Source organism: Pedobacter sp. BMA (assembly GCF_001027745.1).
Lineage (GTDB): Bacteria > Bacteroidota > Bacteroidia > Sphingobacteriales > Sphingobacteriaceae > Pedobacter.
Map to the genome: position 1 here is coordinate 457221 of NZ_LECU01000006.1, position 21680 is coordinate 478900.

22 protein-coding genes are annotated in these 21680 nt (G+C 40.4%); 4 read left to right on the forward strand and 18 right to left on the reverse strand.

From position 1 onward, the window contains the following. Positions 1-22 precede the first annotated feature (22 nt). The 4 genes from AB669_RS14055 to fumC all read right to left on the reverse strand — a co-directional run bounded on the left by AB669_RS14055 (position 23) and on the right by fumC (position 3278). Positions 23-829, reverse strand: coding sequence for a S1/P1 nuclease (locus AB669_RS14055; RefSeq protein ID WP_047799934.1), 807 nt, complete (start codon positions 827-829; stop codon positions 23-25). A 1-nt stretch (position 830) separates the two neighbouring features. Beyond that, a complete protein-coding gene (locus tag AB669_RS14060; RefSeq protein WP_082120682.1) occupies positions 831-1379 on the reverse strand; it encodes a fumarate hydratase in 549 nt (182 codons plus the stop codon). A gap of 3 nt (positions 1380-1382) precedes the next feature. Beyond that, positions 1383-1556: a hypothetical protein gene (locus tag AB669_RS22190; protein ID WP_156166750.1), complete on the reverse strand. Its 174-nt coding sequence runs from the start codon at positions 1554-1556 to the stop codon at positions 1383-1385. Positions 1557-1880: 324 nt separating this feature from the next. Continuing rightward, the gene (gene fumC / locus AB669_RS14070) at positions 1881-3278 is read right to left on the reverse strand and encodes a class II fumarate hydratase (RefSeq protein ID WP_047799936.1); all 1398 of its coding nucleotides are present in this window, start codon (positions 3276-3278) and stop codon (positions 1881-1883) included. 679 nt (positions 3279-3957) lie between these two features. Between fumC and AB669_RS14075 the strand changes: the two genes are divergently transcribed. The 3 genes from AB669_RS14075 (at position 3958) to AB669_RS14085 (ending at position 6690) form a co-directional block, all read left to right on the forward strand. Next, entirely contained in the window at positions 3958-5565 is a 1608-nt protein-coding gene (locus AB669_RS14075) for a sensor histidine kinase (protein WP_047799937.1), read from the forward strand. Between the two features lies 1 nt (position 5566). Further along, a complete protein-coding gene (locus AB669_RS14080; protein ID WP_047799938.1) occupies positions 5567-6310 on the forward strand; it encodes a LytTR family DNA-binding domain-containing protein in 744 nt (247 codons plus the stop codon). A gap of 86 nt (positions 6311-6396) precedes the next feature. Beyond that, entirely contained in the window at positions 6397-6690 is a 294-nt protein-coding gene (locus AB669_RS14085; RefSeq protein WP_047800378.1) for a hypothetical protein, read from the forward strand. Positions 6691-6698: 8 nt separating this feature from the next. On the opposite strand, the gene AB669_RS14090 is transcribed toward AB669_RS14085, so the two are convergent. From AB669_RS14090 to AB669_RS14155, 14 genes are all read right to left on the reverse strand, one after another. Beyond that, positions 6699-7595, reverse strand: coding sequence for an AraC family transcriptional regulator (locus AB669_RS14090; RefSeq protein WP_047799939.1), 897 nt, complete (start codon positions 7593-7595; stop codon positions 6699-6701). A gap of 69 nt (positions 7596-7664) precedes the next feature. Continuing rightward, positions 7665-8669, reverse strand: a complete 1005-nt coding sequence (locus tag AB669_RS14095) for an aldo/keto reductase (RefSeq protein ID WP_047799940.1) — start codon at positions 8667-8669, stop codon at positions 7665-7667. Positions 8670-8960: 291 nt separating this feature from the next. Next, positions 8961-10214 carry a pyridoxal phosphate-dependent aminotransferase gene (locus AB669_RS14100; protein WP_047799941.1) on the reverse strand — a complete coding sequence of 418 codons (1254 nt, stop codon included), beginning with the start codon at positions 10212-10214 and terminating at the stop codon, positions 8961-8963. 31 nt (positions 10215-10245) lie between these two features. Further along, complete coding sequence (locus AB669_RS14105) at positions 10246-10578, reverse strand: type II toxin-antitoxin system RelE/ParE family toxin (RefSeq protein ID WP_047799942.1); 333 nt, start codon at positions 10576-10578, stop codon at positions 10246-10248. After that, positions 10578-10766 carry a hypothetical protein gene (locus AB669_RS14110; RefSeq protein WP_047799943.1) on the reverse strand — a complete coding sequence of 63 codons (189 nt, stop codon included), beginning with the start codon at positions 10764-10766 and terminating at the stop codon, positions 10578-10580. Before AB669_RS14110 ends, AB669_RS14105 begins: the two co-directional genes overlap by 1 nt. Before the next feature lie 20 nt (positions 10767-10786). Then, entirely contained in the window at positions 10787-12118 is a 1332-nt protein-coding gene (gene argH, locus AB669_RS14115) for an argininosuccinate lyase (protein ID WP_047799944.1), read from the reverse strand. A gap of 34 nt (positions 12119-12152) precedes the next feature. After that, positions 12153-13220 carry a M20 family metallo-hydrolase gene (locus tag AB669_RS14120; RefSeq protein ID WP_197082409.1) on the reverse strand — a complete coding sequence of 356 codons (1068 nt, stop codon included), beginning with the start codon at positions 13218-13220 and terminating at the stop codon, positions 12153-12155. A gap of 87 nt (positions 13221-13307) precedes the next feature. Then, positions 13308-14117: a pyrroline-5-carboxylate reductase gene (gene proC, locus AB669_RS14125; protein WP_047799945.1), complete on the reverse strand. Its 810-nt coding sequence runs from the start codon at positions 14115-14117 to the stop codon at positions 13308-13310. Between the two features lie 24 nt (positions 14118-14141). After that, positions 14142-14930, reverse strand: a complete 789-nt coding sequence (gene argB, locus AB669_RS14130) for an acetylglutamate kinase (RefSeq protein ID WP_047799946.1) — start codon at positions 14928-14930, stop codon at positions 14142-14144. An 83-nt stretch (positions 14931-15013) separates the two neighbouring features. After that, on the reverse strand, positions 15014-15985 hold the full coding sequence (locus AB669_RS14135) for an acetylornithine carbamoyltransferase (protein WP_047800380.1): 972 nt from the start codon (positions 15983-15985) through the stop codon (positions 15014-15016). Positions 15986-16097: 112 nt separating this feature from the next. Then, positions 16098-17228 (reverse strand): aspartate aminotransferase family protein, encoded by a 1131-nt coding sequence (locus AB669_RS14140; protein ID WP_047799947.1) that lies wholly within the window; start codon positions 17226-17228, stop codon positions 16098-16100. 85 nt (positions 17229-17313) lie between these two features. Next, on the reverse strand, positions 17314-18300 hold the full coding sequence (gene argC / locus AB669_RS14145) for an N-acetyl-gamma-glutamyl-phosphate reductase (protein ID WP_047799948.1): 987 nt from the start codon (positions 18298-18300) through the stop codon (positions 17314-17316). Between the two features lie 44 nt (positions 18301-18344). Continuing rightward, the gene (argG, locus tag AB669_RS14150) at positions 18345-19535 is read right to left on the reverse strand and encodes an argininosuccinate synthase (protein ID WP_047799949.1); all 1191 of its coding nucleotides are present in this window, start codon (positions 19533-19535) and stop codon (positions 18345-18347) included. Positions 19536-19600: 65 nt separating this feature from the next. Continuing rightward, the gene (locus AB669_RS14155) at positions 19601-20302 is read right to left on the reverse strand and encodes an N-acetyltransferase (RefSeq protein WP_047799950.1); all 702 of its coding nucleotides are present in this window, start codon (positions 20300-20302) and stop codon (positions 19601-19603) included. A gap of 588 nt (positions 20303-20890) precedes the next feature. On the opposite strand from AB669_RS14155, the gene AB669_RS14160 reads away from it, so the two are divergent. After that, entirely contained in the window at positions 20891-21586 is a 696-nt protein-coding gene (locus AB669_RS14160; protein ID WP_047799951.1) for a DUF4397 domain-containing protein, read from the forward strand. Positions 21587-21680: the final 94 nt, after the last annotated feature.

A 21680-nucleotide genomic window follows, 5' to 3' on the forward strand; every position in this document is an offset into this window, starting at 1 on the left:
ATGAGCAACATGGGCTTTATGCTTACTTATAAATGGTGTTTAGCATTTGCGCAAGCCGAACTCCACCTTTTAACAACTGTTCATTAAGCGTACCAACCCAGTCAAAATTGTAGCGATAGCTTAGCTTAGCATCTGGTTTGGTGTAATCGTAAATTTTTGAACAAACCTGATACGAATCATAAATGCAATCTTTCAGGCTGGTATTTCTCCAGTTGTATAATTGAACAGCAGATGGATGATTGATTGCTTTAGTATATTCGGTGTAGCTTAGTTGCTGGTACTCGATCAACTGTTCGTCCCATACCCGGTGTAGGTTGGACTTTTCATTAAACCATAGTACCGAGACCCTGTTGCCCCCCAAGTCTTCCTTATGCGCAACGTGCATAGGCTGACATAAATCGCCCATCATGTGGATCAACATGCGCAATGCCAGTTTTTTCTCGCTCGCTGTACTTCCTGGTTTCTTCAAAACAGCGGTCAGGTCAACAATCTTGTTGTATAGATTTGGGGCCTTTTCAGTCTCCAGAATATTGTATACACCTTGTTTATCCAGTCCGCCAGGGAGATTAACAAAATGCCAGTTGTAAAGATAGTTGTAGGTTGAGTCTGACTTGATAAAATCGCCCCAGTTTGCCGACATTGCGATGCTTTCTGAACCCAGGATTGCCTGGATTGCTTTCCGGGCTTTAGCTGTAAGGTAACTGTCGGCAATTTCTCCAACTACACGGTGGCCAATCATACCCCATGCATTGGCCTGTAATGGAAGGTAAGCCATTAAACCAACGGCAGCAATTGTAAATAGTTTCTTTTTGATTGATTTGAATATCATATTATAATTCTTTTTGTACACAGGTAACTTTCTCCTTTAAGGATAATTTAATTTCTCTTTGGTCGCTCAGGCTTTCCAGTACCAGGGTATCAGCTGATTTTTTCCTGATCAGGAAATTTTTCTCATATCGGCCGATTCTGTAGCATCCTGAGATTTTTTGCTTGTAATTGGCATTGGTAAAGGTGGCTCCAACAAATAGGGTATCACCCCGAACGGCGTAAACCCCTTTGGCATATTCTTTCCAGACACCATTGTTGTAGCATGAATCTTCATAAAAATTGGTTTTGCTGTGCGTGACAAAGTCAATGTAAACCGAATCGCAGGTGATCTTGAAGTGGTGCTGGGTATAATTACTTAACTTATTGCTAAACGCAACAGAATCTTCATTCCAGATGCCCTGCATAAATTCCTCTCCTTTACCCTGTATGTTGGGCCGGGATGAACAGGCAACCTGTAAAACAGAAAACGTGAAAAGTATGAGGGATAAATGCTTTAGCCGGAAACCTCCATTGAAGGCTTTCGAGTTGGCAAACTTAATAATTGAAGGCATATATTATTTAAATTCGTTCGGTGGGAATGAATCAGGGAAGCTTTTAAAGCTATTTACGGTATTATAAACCAATATTAAAAGACCTGCCGCAAAAGAAATTCCACCGAAGAATCCAATGATCCCTGCGATGCTGTAATAGCTGGTGGTTGCAGTCATGGAAAGGTTACGAGATTGCATTAGGAATGGCATTAATATATTATAAAAAACGCTGATCAAAATTGAAATGGATGAACCAATCAACATTAAAATGGAGTCAATTTTAACTTGTTTAGAAATGTAATAACAGCAAGTGATGAAAATAATCAATGGTGATAGAAGCGAAACCAAGCTATACAATATCGTCATAAGTAAATCTCCTGTATTTTATTTAACAAATTAAAACAACCTTGCCAAACTGCTAGTTCCATGGTGAATTCCACTGGTTACAATCCGGTTAGCGCCTTTGATAAAAGTTGCTGACCCTTACTTCATGAGTTGGTAATCAGCAACTTTGTTTAAAGCTTATTTTAAGCTTCCAACCATATCTTCCGGACGTACCCACTCATCGAATTGTTCGCTGGTTAGTAAACCCAATTCTACAGCCGCAGCCTTTAGTGTTTTATTTTCTTTATGTGCTTTCTTAGCAATTTTTGCTGCATTTTCGTAACCCACATGAGGATTTAGAGCAGTTACTAACATTAGAGAGTTTTGTAAGTGCTTTTCAATCTCCGGTAAGTTAGCCGTAATTCCTTCTGCGCATTTAACGGTGAAAGAAACGCAGGCATCTCCAAGTAAACGAGCCGATTGTAAAACATTCGCCGCGATTAAAGGTTTGAAAACATTCAGTTCGAAGTGACCAGACATTCCACCAATTGAAACAGCTACATCATTACCCATCACCTGTGCGCAAACCATTGTTAAGGCTTCCGGTTGAGTAGGGTTAACTTTACCTGGCATGATCGATGATCCCGGCTCGTTATCAGGGATTACAATTTCTCCAATTCCACAACGCGGACCAGAACTCAACATTCTAACATCGTTAGCGACCTTCATCAAGGCAACTGCTGTGCGTTTTAAGGCGCCAGAAAGTTCTACCATGGCATCGTGAGCGGCTAATGCTTCAAATTTATTCGGAGCAGTTACAAATGGAAGCCCCGTTAATTCTGCTATTTTTTTCGCTACCAATACGTCGTAGCCTTTTGGCGTGTTTAAGCCTGTACCTACAGCAGTACCACCTAATGCCAATTCGGCAACCATTACCAAAGCATTTTTAATGGCCCTGATGCTGTTGTCGATTTGCTGAACATAACCTGAAAACTCCTGACCTAATGTTAGGGGGGTAGCATCCATAAAGTGGGTACGGCCGGTTTTGGTAATTCCTGAGAACTCCTCTACTTTTTTAGCGAGTGCATTACGCAATTGCTCCAGTCCCGGAATGGTATTTTCAACTGTAAGTTTATAAGCTGCAATGTGCATTGCAGTAGGGTAAGTATCGTTTGATGACTGTGATTTGTTTACATCGTCATTTGGGTGAAGAACTTTCTTATCATCAGCCAGCGCCCCTCCGTTAATTACGTGAGCACGATTGGCGATTACTTCGTTTCCGTTCATGTTACTTTGCGTACCTGAACCGGTTTGCCAGATAACCAAAGGAAACTGATCATCTAAATCTCCTGCAATGATTTCATCACAAGCTTTAGCGATTAACTCAGCTTTTTCTGCAGAAAGTACGCCAAGTTCAGTGTTTGCCAAAGCCGCAGCTTTTTTCAGATAACCAAAAGCATGGATAATCTCTTTAGGCATGGAACCTTCCGGGCCAATTTTGAAGTTGTTGCGTGAGCGTTCGGTTTGTGCACCCCAGTATTTGTCGGCAGGCACCTGAACCTCGCCCATAGTATCGTGTTCTATTCTGAAACTCATGATAATTTTGATTTGTATTGTCGCAAATTTAAGTTTTTTGCCTATAAAGCAAGGTATTATATTCGTTATTTCCCAGGGGTGTTTTCATTCGAAGTTTTCTGCGTATGAGGTTCACCAGATTGGTTTCGAAAATCATCGAATCTGAAGGCCACCGACAAACAATTTATTCACTTATCTGACTGAACATTGAAGAGGTGTTGACACGGTTTTGGTAGAGGGTTGTCAGGGATTTGTCCCTACTAACCCCCTGTCACCCCCCTGTTAATCCCCCACTAAGCCCCTGTTAATCTGCCAATCTGGCAAAATTGGCCTCTGCGGAAAATTGAGCTCCTTTAGGGTTTATTAACTCGCGTGAGAATCACTATGTTTTATCAGACTTTGAAGCAGGTTGAATTGGGTTTTTCAATTCAAGTTTCATTGAATATCTGTACAAACTTTTAGGAAAAAGGGAAACTTGGCCATATCGTTTTTATATCAGATTATTTCAGATCTGTGCTTATTTTATAGGTAGATCAGCGGGCGAAAAATTTACTTTAGTACAATCAGTTTAAATCCAGAATGTATCTCTCAGAAATAAATTCTATCTCATAAGCATCAAAAACTGGTTTAAAGGTTTCATTTACTATTTTGGGGTTTTTAAGACTAGCTATTAAGTGCAGTTTTATAAAAAATTCCAAATATGAAAAATATAACGCTACTGTATTTATTGATGTTAACAGCGCAGCTATTAAGTGCGCAGAATAAAAACAAGTACCTTGTTGACGAATATGGAAACCCGATGCATTATTCACTGCTATCGAGATGGTCCAATTGCAATGTATTTATGCTTGTTGATGGTGGCACGAAAAAGGTCGTTCCTTATTTAAATTTAGATAACGCTCCGTTTGGAAACCTATCGCTGTTAACGGGAGCAAAAAGGATTGAGCTTGAGACAAGAATCCACAAAGATAGTATTCAACTCTACAGGTACTCTATAATACAAAATGATACAGTGCTTTTGAAAGATCAATTGATTCCTGATAAGGTAAAATTTAGGTGGAATAGTGCGAGCGATTTTCCAGGTTATTTGACCATGGACTTGGGGACTTACAATATCGCAAACAAAAAATTGGAGGTAAGAATGTATAAGTTACCTCAAAAAACCAAGGTTAGCTATGGCATTATTTACAACAAACCTATAAAGGGTGCCGAGATATTGTTTACATCTGTTTACACTTCGAGAAAAGGAGTTAACGGGTGGCAACCGAACCCATTCAAAGATGGCGATAAAATAAAGAATAATGATGATACCAAAGCGATTGGAATAACCATCAAAAATACGGATTTAAACAGTATTTACGGTGTTACGTTGCAAAATATCGATGGCCGTGGCATGAATTTACTTTCCCCAAATTGGTCGGGTTTTGATAAAGATGGAAACTCGATAATGATGATAGATTCAAAGTATTTCAAAAGCCCGGGAGATTATGTGATAACTGTTTATACCAAATCAGATCATTTTTCAGATCTCAATAAGCAGGCGCAAAAAATAAAGTTCAATGTTTTAAAAAATAAGACAAGACTTTTCTCCGAAAAACAATTAATCATTTATGGTTTAATAATATGTGCCATTTGCGGTGCTGTTTTCGGGGCAACCCTCACCTACGTCAAAAAGAAAGAGGCTAAGAAACTTGCACAGCAGGCTAAACAAAAAGAACTTGCTCAGCTTCAATTAAACTCTGTGCGCTCACAGCTTAACCCCCACTTTTTATTTAATGCACTGGCCGGCATTCAAAACCTGATGAATAAAAATGAGATTGATCATGCTAACCGCTACCTCAGTAAATTTGCCAGATTGACCAGGAACGTTCTGGATAGCAAAGAGCTGATCAGCCTGGCAGAAGAAAAAACATTACTCGATGATTATCTCCAAATGGAACAATTGCGATTCGGTTTTGAATATTCCATTCAGGCATCATCCGAACTGGATACTGAAAATGTAGAAATACCGGCTATGTTATTGCAGCCTTTTGTTGAAAATGCAGTGAAACACGGGATTGCCGATAAAGGTAAAACAGGTCGGGTCGAAGTGGTATTTGAAAAACGTAATTCAGATTTGATTTTAAAAATAACCGATAATGGTGAAGGTTTTGAGACAGAGCAAACTTACAATGGTTTAGGCTTGATGCTGAGCAAAAACCGGATATCTTTACTAAATACCCTACACAAGGAAACACCTTTTGTATTGGATATACAATCAGGCTTAAATGGTACTTTAGTATCCATTACCTTAACTCAATGGCTATAAAATGAGAGCAATATTAGTAGATGATGAACAAGCTAATCTGGAAAACCTTAATACTTTGCTGGCGAAGCATTGCCCACATATCAGAGTAATTTCTACCCTTGCAAATATTGATGATGCGCTGATCCAGATTAATCTGCACCAACCCGATTTACTTTTTCTTGATATACAGATGGGGAAAAATACCGGTTTTGATTTGTTAAGCCGTTTAACCGAAAAAACATGTGAAGTGATTTTTGTTACCGCATTTGACCAGTACGGAATTCAGGCAGTTAAATTTGCTGCGCTTGATTATCTTTTGAAACCTGTTGATCCCGATGAACTGCAGCAAGCAGTAATTAAGGCTGAAAGGCGGATTAAAAGTAAAATAAACGGTGAACAGCTTAGTTTTCTTCTTAGTCAGATTAAGCGCACTGAGCCAGCTGTTCCAAAAATTGCATTGCCTCAGCAACAAGAAATCAGGTATGTTTCGGTTGATGATATTATGCGTTGTGAAGCAGATAATACCTACACTTTTTTCTATTTAGTGAGTGGGGAAAAAATCCTGATTTCGAAGCCATTAAAAGAATATTCAGATTTGCTGAAACCACAAGGCTTTTTACGCGCACATCAAAGCCATTTGGTTAATCCAAAATTTGTAAAAAGTTGGCTAAAGGAAGATGGCGGGGTACTGCTAATGAATAGCGGAGAAAAAATTCCTGTGTCTAAGCCCAACAGGGAAATGGTTAAAGCTGTATTGGCCGGATAAACTGTTGAATGCAGATTTAATAATAACTTAATCTTATCTGAAAAACAAGTTTTAATGTATACTGTATATTCATCAAAATGATGATTATGGAACAGATGAGTGTTCGCCCTGATCAGGAGATCAGCTTCGAGTTTAGCCGGTTTCGTTTGCCGCAGTATGTAAATGAATTCAGGCCATTGCTCTTTAAAAATGGCGCAAGTTATTATGCCGTCTTAGGTCCTGATTTGCAAAATGGGATTTGCGGTTCGGGCGATACCCCCGAAGATGCATTGGTAGATTGGAACGACAAGCTTAGAGATCGGCTCCGGAACCCCGATCTCAACGATCCGGTAATCAAATACGTGATGGAAACCATCAATGCCTTGAAAAAGGAAATCTGATACGCCTTTTAGTTAAAAGTTTGCCTGAACTCCAACGGCGACATATTGGTTTTCTTTTTGAATAAGGTACTGAAAGACTGAGCGTGTTCGAAACCGAGTTTGTAGGCAATTTCACTGACAGAAAGATTGGTGGTAGAAAGCTGTTCTTTAGCTTTCTCTATTACTCTTATATGGATATGCTGTTGTGTATTTTGGCCCGTATGTATCCTTAACAAGTCGCTCAGGTAATTTGGTGTAAGGTTCATCTGTCCGGCCACATAATTGACCGTCAACAGCCCGTTTGCTGCGGTAGTCTGCTCAGAAAAATAAGCCTCCATAATTTGTTCAAATCTGATTAACAACTGGTGATTATTGTTTTTTCTCGTGATGAACTGCCTTTCGTAAAAGCGCCTGGAGTAATTTAGCAGGAGCTCAATTTGCGAGAGGATGATTTCCTGTGTATGCCTGTCGATATGTCCACATTCAACGTTTATTTTATCCAGAATGGCAATGAGATTATGCTCTTCATCTTCTGAAAGGTGCAAGGCTTCATTCACCGCATACGAAAAAAAGCCATAGCTCCCAATATTGGCCGCCAGCGGATGTTTAAGCAGGAAATCGGGATGAAAAATCAGTAAATAACCCGATCCGCATTCGGTATTGCGTAAATCCAGCTGCTGAACCTGATTTGGTGCAGTAAAACTCAGCACACCCTTATCGTAATCGTAATGCTGCTGCCCATATCTGATTTTTCCTGTTGCCTCTCTTTTCAATGCCACGCAGTAAAAGTGATTAACAAAGCCTTCCCAGATTTCATCTTCCAGAAATGTACATTGATCAAGGTTGATCACGCTCACCAAAGGATGTAAGGGTTCGGGCAACGACAATAACCTATGGAATTGTGAAATTGATTTAATGGCATTCATAGTTGCTAATTTAAAAATTCTAAAAGAAGTATTCCATCTGCAAACAATTATCTGCAGATGGAAAGTGGTTTAATCGATTAGTCCCATGCTGAACTCATCGTAAGGTAGTCCTGTATCGGTTCCCAATGGGATAATGTTTTCGAGGCTGTTCATTTCTGCTTTACTTAAGGTTATAGCGGCAGCAGCCAGGTTTTGTTCCACATATTTTCGTCTTTTGGTACCTGGAATAGGCAGGATACCCTGATTAATGATCCATGCCAGGGCCAGTTGCGAAGGCGTAACACCTTTTTCGGCAGCCATTGTTTCAATGGCTTTGACCAGTTCGATATTCTTATGGAAATGCGCTTCCTGAAATCTTGGAATGGCCCTGCGGAAATCGTTCTCGGGCAGATCGTCAATGCTGCGGATTTGTCCGGTTAAAAAGCCTCTTCCGAGTGGAGAGTAAGCCACAAAGCCGATTCCCAGTTCATTCAAGGTTTTTAGAACGCCGCGCTCTTCTACTGTACGTTCGAAAAGCGAGTATTCACTCTGAACAGCGGTAACCGGATGTATGGCATGTGCTCTTCTTATTGTTTCTGATGAAACCTCTGATAAACCAATATAACCAATCTTTCCTTCTTTAATCAGCTCGCTCATGGCGCCAACCGTTTCTTCGATAGGTGTACTTTTATCCAATCTATGCATGTAGTACAGATCAATATAATCGGTATCTAAATTTTTTAGGGAACGTTCAACTGCTTTTTTTACGTAATCCTTTTTGCCATTAATGGCCCAGGTTACCTGATTCTGTGCATCTATTTCCCAACCAAATTTACTGGCTATGGTATATTGGTTTCGGTTTCCGGCAATTGCTTTTGCTATGAGCTGCTCATTTTTGAAAGGACCATACAGGTCGGCTGTATCCAGAAAATTTCCTCCGAGTTCTAGCGATCTGTGAATGGTCGCAATGGCTTCCTGCTCATCTGCAGGGCCATACATGTGTCCGTCCTGAAATCCGGTCATCCCCATGCAGCCTAGTCCGATTTGAGCTACTTCCAGTCCATCGCTTCCTAATTTGACTTTTTTTATTTCCATGATGTAGTGTTTTCTTCTTCTACAAAATTCGTCAACGTGAGGGCGGTTCTTGTATGCTAATCCCCGAATGTTGTTTGCAAAACAAGGTAAAGCCAATGCAGTCCTGTTTTATTCAGATGGCTTCAATAACATTAACGGCATAACCCGGTTAAAAAAACAAAGCATCCTTTTCTTTCGGTAGGGATGCTTCTGAGTTGATGTTGTTACACAGCAACATGGATGTGAAATTAGGGTTTCATTATTAGCGCCATTGTCAATAGGTGTTTTCAACGGCAGCAATATTTTATTTAGCTATTTTAACTTGCTAAGCGCAATTTTAATCCTGGGTAGCATGTCTTTAATATCCTGTAAAGTGCAGGCACCTACCGACGCGCGAAACCATGGCATGCTATCTTCATTTCCGAATGCTGAGAACGGCACCAGGGCTGCTCCTGCTTCCTTAATTAAATAGAAATTGACATCAGCACTGTCTTTCAATAGCTGGCCATCTTCTGTCGTTTTTCCGATGTAATCTATTTTAATCGTCAGGTAAATTGCACCCATCGGTTCAACGGCCTCCACATGGAAACCTTCACTCTTCAATTCATTGAAGCCATCGTAAAGGGCATTTAAGCTATCCTGAATCTGAGCTTTAAAACTGGTCAGGAAAGTATCAACCTGTGTTTTGTCATTAAAATAATGCGACATTGCAACTTGTTCAGCCTTTGGAGCCCATGCGCCCATGTGGCCAACCAGTGCTTTCATTCTGTTGATGATGTCTTCAGGACCAAAACCCCAGCCTACGCGTACACCTGTTGCGGCTAAACATTTCGAACTACCATCTACAAAAACGGTAAACTCGCGCATTGCCGGACGCAATGATACGGGATTTACATGCGCTTTGCCGAAAGTTAAAAGCGAGTAAATCTGATCGTACATGAGGTATAAAGGTTTTTCATCTGCTCCGCGTGACGCATTTTCTTCCAAAACAGCATCACAGATTTCTGCTAATGAATCTGCATCGAACATGGTTCCTGTTGGATTTAACGGAGAGCATAAGGCCAATAACGTTGCGCCTTTCAAATGAGGCCTTAACTGCGTTGCAGTTGGCATGAAGTGATGCGCCGCATCGGTTTCTACAGCGATTGCTTTTGCAGAAGTTAAATGGCAATAGTGGTTATTGTTCCAGGATGGTGCAGGGAAAACAACTGTGTCTCCCGGATCAATTAAAGCTAAGTAAGTAGCATAAATTAACGGACGGGAACCGCCGGAAATCAAAATGCTATTGGTGTTATATTCCAGCCCAAATCTATCGTTCAGCAATTCAGAAACAGTTTCTCTTAAAGTTAAAACCCCATCTGCAGGAGGATAATTTGTTTGATTGGCGTTATACGCATCTACAATTCCGGCTTTTAGTTCCGTGGGAATCGGATAGATATTTGCATCGAAATCGCCGATAGTTAAGTTAGCGATTGATGCACCTTTGCGTTTCATCTCGTTAACTTCGTTACCGATTTTTATAATTTCTGAGCCAATTAATGAACTGGCCAATACTGAAACTTTCATATATAGTTATTGATTGCTGCTTCCAGCAAATTTATAATGCATTTATTATCTTTTGAAGCTCTTTTTTATCAATGCTACTTTCTTCTGATTTATCATAGAGCGTTAACATATTAATCACAATTCCATCAATGGAAGTAGAAACCAAGTAGGTTATGATTCTAAAACCACCACTTTTACCCTTTCCTTTACTTTTTATGGCTAGTCTGATTTTAAAAAGTCCGCTACCTAAATCATTTCCTTGTGCAGGATTTTCCAAGAGTTTCGATTCAAGCTCGTAAAGCTCTTCCACTAAAGAGTGGTACTTTTTTTTGTAGATTTTTGCTTTTTTGATGAAAATGGCAGAATAAACAATTTTGTTCTCCATTAGATATCTTTTAAGCTCAAAGGCTTACGCTCACCTTGCTGCATTTCTTTAATTTCCTTTAAAGCTTGTGCAATTTCTGAAGTAATTTGACTTGTCGGTTCTACTTTAACTTTAGCCCCAATCTTGCTAAGAAATTCTTTAACGAATCCAGCATCTTTGTCTTTAATTTCAATTGTTAAAGTTGTCATAATTACAAAATTAGCAAAATTTATTTAACCAAGTCTTCTATTGCTTTATTCACTTTTTCGAAACCAAACTGAGAGAGTACTTCTTTCATTCCTGCATAAATCTGTTCGTTGCAAAGGTTGCCAATGCTGCCTTCGTGTGTGTGGTGTATTTGGCCTGATGGTGCAAAAGTACCACTTTCTATCTGCTCGCCTACGATTTTATAAGCTTCTCTGAAAGGAACGCCCTGCAAAGCTAAATCATTTACCACTTCTACGCTAAACAGGTAATCGTATTTTTTGTCCTTCAGGATATCATCTTTAATGGTAATATTCTGGAACATGAAAGTTGCGATTTCCAGGCACTCGTTTAATGAGGTGATTGCCGGAAAGAGATTTTCTTTTAACAACTGCAAATCACGGTGGTAACCGGATGGCAGGTTGGTAATCATCATTGCAATTTCATTTGGCAGGGCCTGAATTTTATTACAACGTGACCGGATTAATTCAAAAACATCGGGGTTCTTTTTATGCGGCATAATACTCGAACCAGTAGTTAGTTCGGGTGGAAAGCTGATAAAACCGAAATTTTGATTGATGAACAGGCAAACATCCATCGCCATTTTAGCTAAGGTTGCTGCAACTGCACTCATGGCCTGTGCTAATATTCTTTCTGTTTTTCCACGACCCATCTGTGCATAAACCACGTTATAGTTTAAGCTTTCGAAACCCAATAGCTGAGTGGTTAAGGTTCGGTTTAAAGGAAAAGATGAACCGTAACCGGCTGCGGAACCCAGCGGATTTTTATTGGTAATTTTCCATGCCGCGAGCATGAGTTCAAGATCATCGGCCAGGCTTTCTGCATATGCGCCAAACCATAAACCAAAAGAGGAAGGCATAGCAATTTGTAAATGCGTATAACCTGGCATCAGTTTATCTTTGTGTGTATCGCTTAGTTCGATCAGGAGGTTAAACAAAGTAGATGTCTGGTTAACGATGTCCTCAATGCATGCACGGAAAAATAGCTTTAAATCAACGAGCACCTGGTCGTTTCGAGAACGGCCACTGTGGATCTTTTTACCAGCTTCGCCAATTCGTTGCGTAAGCAGCCATTCTACCTGAGAGTGGACATCTTCAACACTATCTTCAATAGTGAAGTTCCCGGCTTCAATTTCTGCATAAATATTCTTGAGCTCCTGTCGAACTGTTTTTAATTCATCGGCGGTGAGTAAATTGATTGTCTCTAACATTTGTGTATGCGCCAGCGATCCCAGTACATCAAATTTTGCCATTTGCAAGTCCAGTTCGCGGTCTTTTCCAACAGTAAAGCTTTCCACGAACTTATTTACATCAATATTTTTTTGCCAAATTTTCATTTTGAATTTTAATTTAACGCTTTAATCTTAAGATTTAGCTCTGGATAACTGGTCTCAACATATTTACATATCCTTCTACTCCTTCAGCTACTTCCCTAACATATAAAAACTCATCGGCCATATGCGAACGGCCGGAGAAGCCGGGGCCGCATTTTACCGAGGGGATATCCAGTAAAGCCTGATCTGATGTAGTTGGCGATCCATAAGTGGTTTTACCTAATGCCACACCCGCTTGTACCACAGGGTGGTTTTTATCAATAGAAGAAGGTTTCAGGCGAATGGAACGTGGCGTAACATCACAATCTACGTTTGCACGGATGATTTCCAAAACCTCTTCGTTCGTATAAGCATCGGTAACCCGCACATCAACCGTAAAAGTACAGTTTGCCGGTACAACATTATGCTGCGAGCCGGCGTTGATGATCGTTACAGTCATTTTTAGCGGACCGAAAACCTCGGATACTTTTGGGAATTGATAGTTTCTAAACCACTCAATGTCTTTCAAAGCTTTGTAAATGGCATTTTCGCCTTCTTCTCTTGCGGCATGACCTGCTTTTCCATGAGATACACAATCTAAAACCAGCAAGCCACGTTCAGCAATTGCCAGATTCATTTCTGTTGGCTCACCTACAATTCCGAATTCAAGCGCTCCCAAATCCGGCAGTACCAGTTCTAAACCATTGTTTCCGGAGATTTCCTCTTCAGCAGTGGCAGCCAGACAGATGTTATATTTTAAATCTTCCTGTTCGTAATAATATAGAAATGTACCAATTAGGGAAACCAGACAGCCTCCTGCATCGTTACTGCCCAATCCGAATAGCTTATCGCCTTCAATTGCTGCATCATAAGGGTCGCGGGTATAGCCGGAGTTTGGCTTAACGGTATCGTGGTGTGAGTTTAATAAAACTGTTGGTTTACTGGCATCGAAGTGCTTATTGTAAGCCCAAACATTGTTCATTTTACGTTGAGTTTTAATTCCCCGCTCTTCAAGAAACTGTGCAATCAAATACGCCGTTCTATCTTCTTCCTTACTAAAAGACTGGATGCGGATTAACTGCCGCAATAAATCCAGGCTTTCCTTTTTTATATTTTCTAACAACATAGTATTGAGTAGTTAGTATCAAGTATCAAGACAGATCCATCTTAAACTTGCCACATTTATGTTTTCTTAAGCGTTAGCCTCCTGCTTTTAGCCCTCCTTAGTATACAAATTCCCTGCTTTTAAAGCGGATAACTTAATGCCTTTAATTAATGATGAACTAAAACCATTGTGTTCCATTTCGTTTAAGCCCGCAATGGTACAACCTTTCGGCGAAGTTACTTTATCTATTTCTGATTCCGGGTGTGTGCCATGTAATAAAAGTAAATCGGCGGCTCCCTTTGCCGTTTGAACAGCCATTTTGAGGGCTTCGTCTGCATGAAAGCCAATTTCAACGCCACCTTGCGATGCTGCTCTGATTGCCCTTAAAAAGAATGCAATACCACATGCGCAAAGCGCTGTTGCAGAGGTCATAAGATCTTCATTTATTTTAACCACAGAACCAACAGTTTCGAACATCCTGGTTACATCAGCTATGTTTTCAGCCGAAGCATTATCACTGGCCATGCACGTCATCGATTGTCCGATAGCGATTGCCGTATTCGGCATTACCCGGATCACTTCCACATCATCACCGAGTTTTTCGCGTACGGCCGCGCAGCTTACGCCAGAGATTACTGAAATAACCAAATGTTTAGCCGGATCTACAGAATCATTGATTTCATCTAAAACTGTATTCAACTGCTGCGGTAAAACGGCAAGGATAATAATATCTACATTGGCAACTGCCTGTTTATTGTTGTTACTCACCAGGTATCCTGCCTCAGCGAAAGGTTTCAGATGGTCAATGTTTCTACGGGTAAGCACAATGTCTTTAGCGTTGGCAAAATCTGCTTTTACAAGACCTTTAGCTAAGGACAAACCAATATTTCCGCTCCCTATGATGGCTATTTTTTTCATCTGTATTTAAGTGTTATTTCTTTTCTATTTCAACATCTTCGTTCCGAATGTACCTTCAGCAAGTTCGGCTAATTCATCTGCTTTACCAATGTAAACTGCGGAAACACCCTTTTTTATCGCTTCGAAAGCATTATGTAATTTAGGAATCATGCCGCCCTGTACCGTTCCATCCGCTTTTAGCCCTTCAAACTCTTCAGCCTTAATTTCCGTAACCACCGTAGTATCGTCATTTACGTCCTTTAATACTCCCTTTTTTTCGAAACAATACACCAGGCGTGTTTCGTATAAACCTGACATTGCTACGGCTATAGAAGAAGCAATGGTATCGGCATTGGTATTGAGCAGCTGCGTTTCCCCGTCGTGTGTAATGGCGCATAAAACAGGAACCAAACCAGCCTTTAACAGGCTGTCTAACGTTGATGTAGCAACTGAATGTTCATCCAGATCGCCCACATAACCATAATCAATATCTTTAACCGGACGTTTTTTTGCTTTTATCACATTGCCATCGGCACCGGTTAAACCTATGGCATTGCTGCCTTTGGCTTGTAACTGTGCGACAATGTTTTTGTTAATCAGACCGGCATAAACCATGGTAACGATCCTTAAGGTTTCAATATCGGTAATGCGGCGGCCATCCACCATTTTGGCTTCAACACCTAAACTATTTCCCAGTTCGGTAGCGATCTTGCCACCTCCGTGAACCAGAATTTTATCTCCTGGCAAAGCCGTGAAATCCAGTAAAAACTGATGCAGGTTTTCGGAATTGTCAATTACATTTCCGCCGATTTTTATGATGGTGAGTTGTTCCATAATTTTTGGATTTTCGTCATTGCAGGGCACGAAGCAATCTAATCAGAAAGATTGCTTCGTGCTTCGCAATGACGGTCTACTTATTACAATTCTTCCAGCATTGCTTTAATTACTGCTTGTGCAGCCCAAAGTCTGTTTCCAGCCTCATGAATTACCAGTGAATTCGGGCCGTCCAGAATTTCAGAAGATAATTCCAGATCACGACGAACAGGTAAGCAATGCATTACTTTGGCATCGTTGGTAAATTTTAGTTTTTCGTTGTTCATCATCCAGCCATCAGGATAGGTTAAAACCTTGCCGTATTCTTTGTAACTGCTCCAGTTTTTTACATACACATAATCTGCCCCAGCTAAAGCTTCTTCTATATTATATTGAATATCGGCGCCAGGGGTAAATTCTTCAGCCAGTTCGTAACCTTCAGGTTGCGCAATGGTAAAATCGATCATTCCTTCTTCCTGTGCTTTGCACATCCATTCTGCGAATGAATTGGGAACGGCCTGTGGTAAAGCTTTTACATGAGGTGCCCATGCCAAAACTACCTTTGGTTTACGACCGTCGGGTTGTTTAGTCCATGTTTCGTGAATGGTGATAATATCTGCAAAACTTTGTAAGGGGTGTCGTGTTGCGCTTTCTAAACTTACAACGGGAACGGCACAGTATTTTACAAATTTGTTGAAGAAATCTTCACTGTAGTCCTCTTCCCGATTGGTCAGTTTCGGAAAGGAGCGCAAGCCCAGGATGTCGCAATACTGGCCCATAACTGCTGCAGCTTCACGAATATGCTCTACAGTAGAGCCATTCATCACTACGCCGTCCTGCGTTTCCAATGCCCAGCCTTCTTTATCAAGATTCATCACCATAACGTTCATACCCAGGTTTAGAGCGGCTTTCTGTGTACTTAAACGGGTACGCAAACTTGGGTTCATAAAAACCAGGCCTAAGGTTTTATTTTTACCCAAACTTTGGTGCGCGTAAGGATTTGCCTTTAATTCAAGCGCATCTTTTACAAATTGTTTGATGCTTGGAACATCGTGTACGGAAGTGAATAACTTCATAGTTTTAAGGTTTAAGGTTTGAGGTATAGGGTTTAAGGTTTCCTGCACCACCTCTTAAAAGTTTCAAAAAAGAAGCTAGCATGCACTAACTTCGTATTTACGACTGTTGTAATTATTTCACCAGCTTCCCAAATGCTGCCAGAAATTCATCGGCATGTGCTTTAGTTAAATTCAAGGCTGGCAGTAAACGGATTACATTTGGTTTTGCCTCGCCTGTAAAAATGAAATGCTTAAATAACAGTTCTTTTTTTACGTGTGCCAGTTCTTCAGGTAGTTCAATACCGATCATTAGTCCACGGCCACGAACTTCTTTTACCTGTTCGAATTTCTTCAATTCGCTGATCAGGTAATTGCCGGTCTCTTCAGCATTTTTCATTAAGTTATCTTTTTCAATCACTTCTAAAACTGCTAAAGCTGCCGCGCAAGCCAGGTGGTTACCACCGAAAGTAGTACCCAATTCGCCATGCCATGGTTTAAATTTAGGTGCAATTGAAATCCCCGCAATCGGAAATCCGTTGCCCATACCTTTTGCCATGGTATAAACATCTGCCTCAACGCCCGAATAGTCGTGCGAGTAGAACAAGCCCGTTCTGCCATAACCACACTGAACAGAGTCGGCAATGTAAACGGCGTTGTATTCATCGCAAAGTGAGCGGATTTTTTGAAGGAAGCTTTTCGAGGCTTCTTTAATACCGCCAACCCCTTGAATACCTTCTATAATTACGGCCGAGATTTCGTTCCCCTGCGATTTGAAAGTTTCTTCTAAAGCCACCTCATTATTAAAGGGCAGGAAGATTACATTTTCGGTCTGGTTAACCGGCGCTACAATCTTAGGGTTATCAGTTACTGCAACTGCCAGAGAGGTACGGCCATGAAAAGCACCTGTGAAGGCGATAACTTTTTTTCTTCCGTTATAGAATGAAGCCAGTTTTAGCGCATTTTCATTTGCTTCAGCTCCAGAGTTTACCAAAAACAACTGGTAATCTTTTTTCCCTGAAACCTGACCTAATTTTTCTGCCAGTTGAGTTTGCAGAGGAATCTTAACTGAGTTGGAGTAAAATCCAACTTTGTTTAGCTGGTCGGTTAAACGGGTAACGTAATGTGGATTGGTGTGGCCGATAGAAATAACGGCATGACCGCCATAGAGGTCTAAATATTTCTGCTCGTTAGCGTCCCATACATTGCTGCCCGATGCTTTTGTGATTTCTATATCGTTAAGGGGATAAACGTCGAATAAGTTCATTTTTTGAGGGTTTTATCATACTGAGGAACGAGGTGTTTGGTTCACTGGTTGCGCCGCTGATCCGTTCCTCAGCATGAAAGAGTTATTAAAAATTCGCGGCCTTTAAACGCAGGCCTGCTGTCTCTTCCAAGCCAAACATTAAGTTCATATTCTGAACTGCCTGGCCGCTGGCTCCTTTTAACAGGTTATCGATAATGCTGATGATAAATAGCTTACCGCCATGTTTTTCAATGTGAACCAATGCCTTATTGGTATTCACAACTTGCTTCAAATCGATGTTTTTCCGACTTACATGGGTAAAAGGGTGTGCATTATAGTATTCTTCATAAATGCCTTGAGCTTCCTCCAATGTTAAATCACTTTCCAGATATATTGCAGCCAAAATACCACGGGTAAAAGCACCGCGTTGTGGGATAAAACTTAAAGCTTCAGATAGTGAAGGCTGCAACTGCAATAAACTCTCGCCAATTTCATTAAGGTGCTGATGTTCGAAAGCTTTATAAATGGAAAGGTTATTGTTTCTCCAGCTGAAGTGAGAAGTTGTTGCCAAACTCTGTCCTGCACCTGTTGACCCGGTAGTTGCATTGATGTGAACTTCAGCATTAATTAAGCCGTTTGCAGCAAGTGGCAGTAAACCCAATTGTATACAAGTGGCAAAACAGCCGGGGTTTGCAATGTTGTTTGCAACCTTGATTTTATCGCGGTTTAATTCTGGCAAGCCGTATACGAACTCACGATTTTCAAATTCTGCGTTGATGTTTAATCTGAAATCCTGAGATAAATCGATGATTTTAATATTGTCGTTAATTGGATTAGCAGCTAAAAATTTCTTTGCATCACCATGTCCAACGCAAAGAAAAAGTACATCGATATCCTGAGGAATGTCGCTTACAAACTTCAGATCTGTATCGCCGATTAGATCGGTATGTACATCAGAGATTAAATTTCCTGCGTTACTGGTACTGTTTACAAAAGCAATTTCAACATTTGGATGGTTGATCAGAATACGGAGCATTTCGCCGCCTGTATATCCTGCTCCACCAATTATTCCTGCCTTTATTTTATTACTCATCGTTCTAAAGATTATAGATGGATATAAAAGTGTAGTATTTCAGTTTAGGCTTCTTCGCCGTTAACTTTATGCCAGATCATTACCTGGTTGCCGAAGATTTTTGAGAAACCTTTTACATCTTCACCACTCCAGGCATTATTCATTTCGCCGTAGCTGCCAAACTTGTTGCTCATTAAATCGTGGTTTGATTCGATCCCGATAATCTGAAAACGGTACGGCAACAACTCAACAAATACTTTACCGCTTACAACCTTTTGGGTATCGGCTAGGAAAGCTTCAATATTCCGCATAATAGGGTCGTGGAACTGACCTTCGTGCAACCAGTTGCCGTAAAAAGAAGATAACTGCTCTTTCCAGCTCAACTGCCATTTTGTTAATGTATGTTTCTCTAAAGTATGGTGTGCTTTAATAATTAAAACGGGAGCTGCTGCCTCAAAACCAACACGGCCTTTAATACCGATAATGGTATCGCCAACATGTATATCCCGGCCGATGCCAAATGGTTGAGCGATGGCTTGCAGTTTTTGAATGGCCCTTACTGGCTCCAAAGTTTCACCATCAATGGCAACCAATTCACCTTTTTCGAAAGTTAATTCCAATTTACGGGATTCCGTTTCGGTAACCTGAGTAGGCCATGCGCTTTCAGGAAGGGTTTCGTTAGAGGTTAACGTTTCTTTACCCCCAACTGAAGTTCCCCATAAGCCTTTGTTGATAGAGTACGTTGCTTTTGCAGCGCTATATTCAATACCATGCTCGGCTAAGTATTCTATTTCCGCTTCGCGGGATAATTTTAAATCTCTGATTGGTGTGATGATTTCAACATTTGGAATCAGGATGTTGAAGATCATATCGAAACGCACCTGATCGTTTCCAGCACCCGTACTGCCGTGGGCAACATAATCAGCGCCAATTTTTTTAACGTAGTTGGCGATAGCGGTAGCCTGACTAACACGTTCTGCACTAACAGAAAGCGGATAGGTTGCATTTTTCAATACATTTCCGAAGATTAAGTATTTAATGCATTCGTCATAATAACTTTCAGTTTCATCTACTACAGCATGAGATTTTACCCCTAAAGCGTAAGCTCTTTTTTCAATTTCCTGTAATTCCTCATCAGAAAAACCACCTGTATTTACAATTACCGAGTGAACTTCAAGGCCTCGGTCTTGAGCAAGATAAATACAACAAAATGAGGTATCTAAACCTCCGCTAAAAGCTAAAACTACTTTGTTCATATGGGTATAATTATATTTTAACTACCTTGTGGATTTGTTGTTTCGATTGATCCACAGGCAATTCTTTATTTATTAAATAACAGGGTAAATAAAAACATCAATACCTTTAAGCCCGATTTTGGCTTAGGTTTAACAACCAAACGCTGTTTGATGCGCATAAAGCGCTCGTATAACTTGGGTTTCTTTTGTAGTTCTTCGGCAAAACGTTTTGCTGCGTCGTGCTTCTGTGTGGCCGGGTCGTAAAGCATGGCGGTACACATGCAGTTCTTACGTTCCTTCATTTTCAGAATTTCGAAGTTAACACAGCTCTGGCAGCCTTTCCAGAATTCCTCATCCTGGGTAAGCTCGGAATAGGTAACAGGCTCGTAACCCAAATCAGAATTGATTTTCATTACGGCAAGGCCGGTGGTTAAACCAAATATTTTAGCTTTAGGATATAATGCCCGGGAAAGTTCGAAAACTTTTTCCTTGATGGCATGTGCTAAACCTGCTTTCCTGAATTTCGGGGAAACGATCAAACCTGAGTTGGCTACAAACTGTCCGTGGCTCCAGGTTTCGATATAGCAGAAGCCTGCCCATGTGCCGTCCTTGTGGAAAGCGATAACCGCTTTTCCTTCAATCATTTTATTGGCAACATAGTCTGGTGAACGCTTGGCAATGCCGGTGCCGCGTGCTTTTGCAGACTCGGCCATCTCGGTTACGATTTCTTCTGCAAATACACGATGTTCAGGAAGTGCGACCTGTACAATAAATTCGTTAATATCCATTAATTTTCTAACGAAAAAATAAAAGTATTCTTGTTAATTGGGTTTTTAGAGAGGATCAATTCCTCGTAACGTTTAGTATAGGGTACTAAATACGTGGAGTAAAATTTTGCCGGCTTGTGGGGTAATTAAATACAGGCATGAAAGGATTCATAAACAAACGCTTCCCAAACGCCAGTTGCGCTGTGAAAGTAGAAAGTTTATGTAAAAGTTGTTTAATCATTTCTTGCGTATTAAAACGGCTTTAACTCTATTGAGGTGCAAAGGTTTAAATAATAATTGAGTTACGCAATAATAAACTGATTTTTTTATGTTTTGATTACAATTTATTAAACCAGGCTGACGCGGAAATGCCTCCGAACACCGCCTGTTTGTGTCACTGTGTCATTTATTATAGTTCCCGTAAATCAACACATTTTCATGCGGAACAAAAAGTATTAACTTTGCCGTTGGGAGTTTGATAAATTTTAACATTACTTTAACAACATTTAACAAATTCAATACGCTTTAAAAGCAATATTTGTAGCCTGTATAAATTTACCTTGCAGGAGCGCTGCAGATGAACATTAGCCTAACAATAATATAAAAAACATGAAAAATTTTACGCTGAAAAATTTGAGTATCTTCACCATCGGTATTTGTTTATTCGCGCTTATGAGTGCTTGTAAAAAAGAAGAAACCGATACGACAATTGCATACTTACGTGTAGTGAATGCTTCGCCCTCGTCTCCAACATACAATGTGTACGTTAACGATTCAAAAATAAACTCGGCAGCTTTACCTTATATCGGCAGTACATCTTATGCGTCTTATAGTGCGGCCACTTATAGTGTTAAATTTACTTCAGCAAGTTCGGCTGTGAGTTTATTAACAAAATCTTTAGCCTTAAACCCATCTACTTATAATTCGTACTATTTGGTGAACAGAGCTGGTGCACTTGATACTTATTCTACGGGAGACGATTTGTCTGTTGCTTCAACGGACAAAGCTTATGTACGTTTTATCAACTTATCTCCTGATGCCCCGGCTTTGGATTTAGCAAAAGCCAGTACTACCACCTCCTGGTTTACCAATAAAACATACAAATCGGCAACAGGCTTTATGGCCGTTGATGGTGGAAGCTATACGTTGAATGCAAAAGAAACTTCAACAGGAACAATCAAAGCCACCTCGGCCAGTATCACTTTTACAGCAGGTTATCATTACGATATTATCTGCGGTGGTGTGGTTACTCCGGCGAACGATTCTGAAAGATCACTGAATATTCAGGCAATCCTGATCAAGTAGCTTTCATTAACGAAATTTCCGTATTTTATTTGATTACTGCCATCCTTGGCAGGATAAAATTTCTTAAGAGGTGTTAAAACGTGTAAAATATTGT

Excerpts from the sequence above, each read along its gene's own strand:
- AB669_RS14055 (WP_047799934.1), bottom strand. The coding sequence starts at position 829 with ATGATATTCAAATCAATCAAAAAGAAACTATTTACAATTGCTGCCGTT.
- AB669_RS14060 (WP_082120682.1), bottom strand. The coding sequence starts at position 1,379 with ATGCCTTCAATTATTAAGTTTGCCAACTCGAAAGCCTTCAATGGAGGT.
- AB669_RS22190 (WP_156166750.1), bottom strand. The coding sequence starts at position 1,556 with ATGCAATCTCGTAACCTTTCCATGACTGCAACCACCAGCTATTACAGC.
- fumC (WP_047799936.1), bottom strand. The coding sequence starts at position 3,278 with ATGAGTTTCAGAATAGAACACGATACTATGGGCGAGGTTCAGGTGCCT.
- AB669_RS14075 (WP_047799937.1), top strand. The coding sequence starts at position 3,958 with ATGAAAAATATAACGCTACTGTATTTATTGATGTTAACAGCGCAGCTA.
- AB669_RS14080 (WP_047799938.1), top strand. The coding sequence starts at position 5,567 with ATGAGAGCAATATTAGTAGATGATGAACAAGCTAATCTGGAAAACCTT.
- AB669_RS14085 (WP_047800378.1), top strand. The coding sequence starts at position 6,397 with ATGGAACAGATGAGTGTTCGCCCTGATCAGGAGATCAGCTTCGAGTTT.
- AB669_RS14090 (WP_047799939.1), bottom strand. The coding sequence starts at position 7,595 with ATGAATGCCATTAAATCAATTTCACAATTCCATAGGTTATTGTCGTTG.
- AB669_RS14095 (WP_047799940.1), bottom strand. The coding sequence starts at position 8,669 with ATGGAAATAAAAAAAGTCAAATTAGGAAGCGATGGACTGGAAGTAGCT.
- AB669_RS14100 (WP_047799941.1), bottom strand. The coding sequence starts at position 10,214 with ATGAAAGTTTCAGTATTGGCCAGTTCATTAATTGGCTCAGAAATTATA.
- AB669_RS14105 (WP_047799942.1), bottom strand. The coding sequence starts at position 10,578 with ATGGAGAACAAAATTGTTTATTCTGCCATTTTCATCAAAAAAGCAAAA.
- AB669_RS14110 (WP_047799943.1), bottom strand. The coding sequence starts at position 10,766 with ATGACAACTTTAACAATTGAAATTAAAGACAAAGATGCTGGATTCGTT.
- argH (WP_047799944.1), bottom strand. The coding sequence starts at position 12,118 with ATGAAAATTTGGCAAAAAAATATTGATGTAAATAAGTTCGTGGAAAGC.
- AB669_RS14120 (WP_197082409.1), bottom strand. The coding sequence starts at position 13,220 with ATGTTGTTAGAAAATATAAAAAAGGAAAGCCTGGATTTATTGCGGCAG.
- proC (WP_047799945.1), bottom strand. The coding sequence starts at position 14,117 with ATGAAAAAAATAGCCATCATAGGGAGCGGAAATATTGGTTTGTCCTTA.
- argB (WP_047799946.1), bottom strand. The coding sequence starts at position 14,930 with ATGGAACAACTCACCATCATAAAAATCGGCGGAAATGTAATTGACAAT.
- AB669_RS14135 (WP_047800380.1), bottom strand. The coding sequence starts at position 15,985 with ATGAAGTTATTCACTTCCGTACACGATGTTCCAAGCATCAAACAATTT.
- AB669_RS14140 (WP_047799947.1), bottom strand. The coding sequence starts at position 17,228 with ATGAACTTATTCGACGTTTATCCCCTTAACGATATAGAAATCACAAAA.
- argC (WP_047799948.1), bottom strand. The coding sequence starts at position 18,300 with ATGAGTAATAAAATAAAGGCAGGAATAATTGGTGGAGCAGGATATACA.
- argG (WP_047799949.1), bottom strand. The coding sequence starts at position 19,535 with ATGAACAAAGTAGTTTTAGCTTTTAGCGGAGGTTTAGATACCTCATTT.
- AB669_RS14155 (WP_047799950.1), bottom strand. The coding sequence starts at position 20,302 with ATGGATATTAACGAATTTATTGTACAGGTCGCACTTCCTGAACATCGT.
- AB669_RS14160 (WP_047799951.1), top strand. The coding sequence starts at position 20,891 with ATGAAAAATTTTACGCTGAAAAATTTGAGTATCTTCACCATCGGTATT.